1 protein-coding gene is annotated in these 1726 nt (G+C 60.0%); it reads right to left on the bottom strand.

The features are described 5' to 3' along the window. Positions 1 to 332: 332 nt before the first annotated feature. Positions 333 to 1550, bottom strand: a complete 1218-nt coding sequence (locus ABX749_RS31865) for a hypothetical protein (RefSeq protein ID WP_372899587.1) — start codon at positions 1548 to 1550, stop codon at positions 333 to 335. Positions 1551 to 1726: the final 176 nt, after the last annotated feature.

The raw sequence follows: 1726 nt of genomic DNA, 5'->3' as shown, positions 1-1726 counted from the left end.
GAAGAGGCGCCTAAAGGCTGGACACCAACACCTGCCGAAAGTCCAGCGTGGCGTTGTTATCGGGGTGAGTGTTGGTGTCCAGGCTTCAGCCGCTCCCCCTGCAGTCGCGAAGCGGCTGGCGGATAGACGCGATGCCTGACGGCATCCGAAGAGGCGCCTAAAGGCTGGACACCAACACCTGCCGAAAGTCCAGCGTGGCGTTGTTATCGGGGTGAGTGTTGGTGTCCAGGATTCAGCCGCTTCCCCGCAGTCGCGCAGCGACTGGCGGATAGACGCGATGCCTAAAGGCATCCAAAGAGGCGCCTAAAGGCTGGACACCAACGCGTGTGACCTTAATTCCCCGTCCGCTGCAAAATAAACACGACACTTGATTCGACGCTGGCGTCTACCGAATAACTTCGGTTCAGATCGACGTTTAACGTCGGCTGGGTTTCCAAGACGGTGTAACCCTTTGTCCGCACACCGACCTCATAGACTTCGGGGGCTGCGTCCAGGATCGCCACCTTCGACGTTGTCTTTTGCTCCAGCGGCAATTGCGAGCCACGCCAACCATAGCGTCGCCCGATGTAGACGTAACTATCTTGGGGAAGTGGCGAACCATCGCTGGTCGTCACGGTGACCGACAAGCGTCTCGGTTCAACCGCCGCGATGTCGCCCAGATCGGCCAATTCGCCGTGCCGGGGTGCCTGGACAAAACTCAGTGGCAACACCGCCGATGCAGCCTGGCCGGTGTGGGTGTAGAGGGCGTAATCAAGTTCCGGTGGAAGCTGCTCAAAGGAAAACACGCCGGATTCGTCGGTGAAGACTTCTTGTGGCGTCACGATGCTGCCCATCATGCGATTCTTTTGGACCAAGCCGACTTCGACGCCGGCGACCGGCTTGCCGCGAAACACCAATCTGCCCCGTAGATCTGCGCCGGCTCCAAGCGAGATGATGAGTTCGTCGTCACCCGAACGACTCCACCGGGTTTGTGCCGGTGCATAGGCAGACGCATGGATCCGCAGGTCGATCCACTGGATGTGATCACCGACCGACATTTCGAAGAAGCCGTCGACATCGGTCAACGTCAGCGGTGTCACCGAACGGTCGGATCCGCCACCGATGCCGTTGCTGCGGAGGATGTTATGGGGCCGCACCTGGGCTCCCGCGATCGGATCTTCATCGCTGTCGACCACCCGCCCGCGGACGACGTCGATTTTTTCCGTCCGCTCGAGTGGTTCGAGCTGAAATGTGATTTCCGGTTTCAGGGCCGGGTCAAAGTGCTCGGAGACTTGGCCTTGATAGCCCGCACCGCCGGCGGCCAAGCTGAACAGCAAGCTGTCGGACAGATCAGAAATCGAAAACCGTCCGTTGAAGTCCGTGGTCGTGCGTTTGGTGCAATCGCGGTAGCACGACGGGCAGGTTGTGGCCGGGCCGACGCGCGGCTTGGCCGTGCTGACGACGACGATCGCCCCGGCGACCGGAGCCTCCTCGGAATCGATCACCCGGCCCGACAGTTCGGCGGTCCCGGCGGTCAGCAGCAGCGACAACAGTAATTTGATCGAAAGCATTTTTTGGCGACCTGAGTCTTGCGTGAAAGAGTGGGATAGGCAGCCAGGGTCGTCGATCCGGCGAATGACGATCCTGGAATCCAATCCCACTTGTTGCTACCGCCTGGGGGTGACTTCCACTGGAATCAATCTCTGGATCGGGGGGGCACTGGGCAGGTTTAACATGATGTCCAGAT

The organism is Stieleria sp. (assembly GCF_041595215.1).
In the GTDB taxonomy this organism is placed as follows: domain Bacteria; phylum Planctomycetota; class Planctomycetia; order Pirellulales; family Pirellulaceae; genus Stieleria; species Stieleria magnilauensis.
The sequence above is the reverse complement of the archived record's forward strand: the minus strand, read 5'-3'. Positions and strand labels throughout refer to the sequence as shown.